Annotated in this window: 3 protein-coding genes; all 3 read left to right on the plus strand. The window is 36.1% G+C overall.

All coding sequences use genetic code 11. From position 1 onward, the window contains the following. The first annotated feature begins 1,151 nt into the window (after positions 1 to 1,151). The 3 genes from BW961_RS29280 (at position 1,152) to BW961_RS31820 (ending at position 3,009) form a co-directional block, all read left to right on the plus strand. On the plus strand, positions 1,152 to 1,457 hold the full coding sequence (locus BW961_RS29280; protein WP_076577135.1) for a copper amine oxidase N-terminal domain-containing protein: 306 nt from the start codon (positions 1,152 to 1,154) through the stop codon (positions 1,455 to 1,457). Between the two features lie 301 nt (positions 1,458 to 1,758). Then, a complete protein-coding gene (locus tag BW961_RS29285; protein ID WP_139331803.1) occupies positions 1,759 to 2,760 on the plus strand; it encodes a hypothetical protein in 1,002 nt (333 codons plus the stop codon). A 123-nt stretch (positions 2,761 to 2,883) separates the two neighbouring features. Next, entirely contained in the window at positions 2,884 to 3,009 is a 126-nt protein-coding gene (locus tag BW961_RS31820; RefSeq protein WP_326113017.1) for a hypothetical protein, read from the plus strand. Positions 3,010 to 3,442 lie beyond the last annotated feature (433 nt).

Consider the following 3,442-nt stretch of genomic DNA (forward strand, 5'->3'; position numbering starts at 1 on the left):
GAAATCATACGTTTTCTACAACTTAATTAAAGAATCCCCTTAGTAAATAAAATGGCTGTCAGTAAATTACTGGCAGCGGTTGTTCAACTAACGGGTAACGATAGTTCAATAATACACATTGATGAGCAGGAGCTACGGTAGCCTGCTTTTTTCATTGAACTAACGGGCAGTATACTTCCAACATGTGTTAATATCGAGTTATCTGTAAGGTTGAATTATGTTTCGGAAAGGTGACCGAAAATGTTATCCAAGCTGCTAGTTTGTATTAATGTTGGTTCCTATAAGGAAGCTTTAACTCGCGGTAAAATATACGAGGTGCTGGACGAGGAACTGAAAAAGAACAAGTGAAAATTAGAGGGGATAATAACCGAACTAGGTGGTTTCGTAAGTATTATTTCGATGATCCTAGCTGCAGTGTACCGGTAGTTGAGAGCTGGAAATTTGATGATACAATTCAGGATGACAGCGAGAACTCTTTGGAACAAATAGAGATCACGATTACGTTCAATTCCGGCGAAAAGCGATGGTGTTGGATATGCACTAAAGCAGGTCTTATTGATAATATTGAACGGAATATGGATGGTTGTGTTTTGTTTTTCGAAAACCTAATAGTTGTAAAAAATTTAACTCAAAGTGTTGTAAATGAAGCAATATATGAATTGGATCAACAGAATCAAACAATCAGGGCAACTAGACCGTTAAACTAACGGGTAACGATAGTTGAATAACACACAATGATGAGCAGAAGCTATGTAGCCTGCTCTTTTTTATTAAGCTAACGGGCAGAATAGCGTAATAAAGACAATGTGAATAATTGTTAAAAGATGGAACTTTTAGCATATGCTGACGTCAATATATATAGATAGAGGAAAAACAAAAAAATAAAGTGGCAAGTTAAGCTAGCGGGCAGGGTAATCGAATAGTTAATCACGGATTTTGCAATTCAGGAGGTAAATCATATGTAGCTAAGTAAAAAAATAAGTTAATAACTAAATAAAACTGGAAGGTAGTGTATTATGAAGAACAAAACTATTAGCATTTTTTTATGCCTTATATTGTTATTCCCAACTTTGGTAATGGCAGAAAGCCAATCTGCCAATGCAGTAGAAGTTGTATTGAATGGTGAAGTTGTATAATTTTCTCCAGGAGCTTTGTCGTTTAATGGGAATACAATGGTTCCATTCAGGGAACTTTTTGAAACTTATGGTGCTACTGTAGATTGGGATTCCAACACACAAACTGTAACAGCTGTGAAAGATACGACAAAGATAGTACTGATGTTAGAGAGTCAGGTTGCTTATTTAAATGATAAAGAATATAGGCTAATACAAGCCCCTTTTTTAGAAGATAATCATATGTTAGTTAATCTAAGATTTATAAGTGAATCTTTGGGTGCTAAAGTTTCATATAATAAAGAACCTAAACCTACGGTTTATATATCATGGAATCAATCATAAAATATACGCTACTTTTTAAAATTATAAAGTTTCATACTAAAAGAACCTTAGACCAGTGACGAATTACATTTTTTATCGAATAAAATCAATTCGTATGTTAGACCCGTCTCAGCTTCTGTTGTAACCAAGAATAATTCATTGGGTAACACCCATTGCGAACGTTCGTTTGACTATTATAAATGACGATTCATCAACTTTAAGTGAATAGGGTTACTTGCATTTTTACGTTCAAGTCTCAAATTTCGGTTATTTTGATATTCATAATAAAGCTATAACAAAACCATTGAAAGAAGGGTATATATTGAAAAGAAGAATGGCTCTATTGACCATTATGGCAGCCTTATTGACATTCAGTTTATTAAGTGGACCTGCACAGGCAGAACCACGGACAGAAGCCACAGACAGTACGGTTAAACCCCAACTTGATTCAACTGTATTGAAAAAGGTAAAAGCAGCTCTTGAGGATATTGCAAAAGCCAATGAGATGAAGTCAGATTTTACAGTGTCGATGAATAAATATGATGGTATTCAAATAGATGGAGAACTGTCCCAGCCTGCTGCAAAGTTCAGCGTTTATTACGACAAGAAAAAACAACGGGTTGATGGAGCAACCATCTTTTATCATATTCAAGATAAGGATCTTGTATTGGAGCCAGCTGTTCTTAAGAAGGTGAATGCATTCATCGCGAAATTCGATGATAAGAAGAACCCATTAACGTTCGATGCATTATGGAGAGTGAAATCGCCTTATCAAGATAATGAGCCGAGAAATTACTGGGTATTCTGGGGTAAAGATCAATCGCTAACAATTGACCTCGATAAAGAAAATAAAATTAGCGCTAGCCAAAGCTATTCCTCGACACAAATAGATAAAAAATTGTTAAATAAAGCCGCTAATGCAATTAACCAATTAAGTAGCGAAGGTAAAATAAATATTGCGCTCATGACACGGGTAAGAAATGAAATCGACGGAAGCTACTTCTGGTATTTTGCCGATCGTTACGAACATCATTACGTCAAGATAGATGGGATAACGAATCAGGTGTTGGAAGTCGATACGATAAATATCGATTGGACAAGCGACAATGATTTTGCTAAGTCCTTTGCTAAACCTAAATACACACAGAAACAAGCAATTTCGGCAGCAAGTAGCACGGTCAAATCAATATTCAATATCAATTTGGCCGGATACAAAGTCACCGTTAAAATGAATGAATATACATTCAAGAGAGACAAACAGCCTACAATCGTGGGCAAGATCAATAAAAAAGGGGGATTTTATTGCTTTTCCCTCATTCCTTAAGCCGGAGATCCACGAGAGCTGCCATTCTTGGTGGTTCCTCCGCTTGAGAATCTAAGCACATTTACCAGGCTTCATCATTGGCTTAAGTTAGACCTTGGGTTTCGTTATCAATGTGGGTTGCGCTTGGATCGTAAAGCTCCTTCTATTGCTACACAAAGCCGCGTTTTTGCTGATTTCTTGATTCGATTTGCCAGCAAGAAGGGATTATCGCCGGATCTCATGTTGCTATCGATAGCACAGGATTATTAAGCGTTTAGAATAAAAGGGATTTGCGGTGGATTTTACACTTACACCGTTGTTTTAACTAAACGGGATACGATAGTTCAATTCCTCGCTCACAAGTATTTACACTAGCGTTTGAAAAATAGGGATTGGCATTATCAAAACTCGGCTTAGATTAAAAAATATGATAAAATCTTTGTGAGGATTGCTCAAATCCTAATTAATTTTTTGAGGTGATAGGAAATGATGTTGGAACGTTCCATGGAAAATGTAAGGGAATCAGACAAAAGAAAGGACGTGATCTAAAAGAAGAGCTTCTACTTAATGCAGTCGCTCTTCCTAAAGAAAAATAAGGGGACGATTTAAATGAACAATTATAAAACTGTAATCAGTGATGGATTTAAATTAAACTATTGCGTAAAAGGAACCGGAAAAACAATATTGGTGATAGGCAGCAGCG

This window comes from Paenibacillus macquariensis (genome assembly GCF_900156375.1).
GTDB classification, from domain to species: domain Bacteria; phylum Bacillota; class Bacilli; order Paenibacillales; family Paenibacillaceae; genus Paenibacillus_AQ; species Paenibacillus_AQ macquariensis.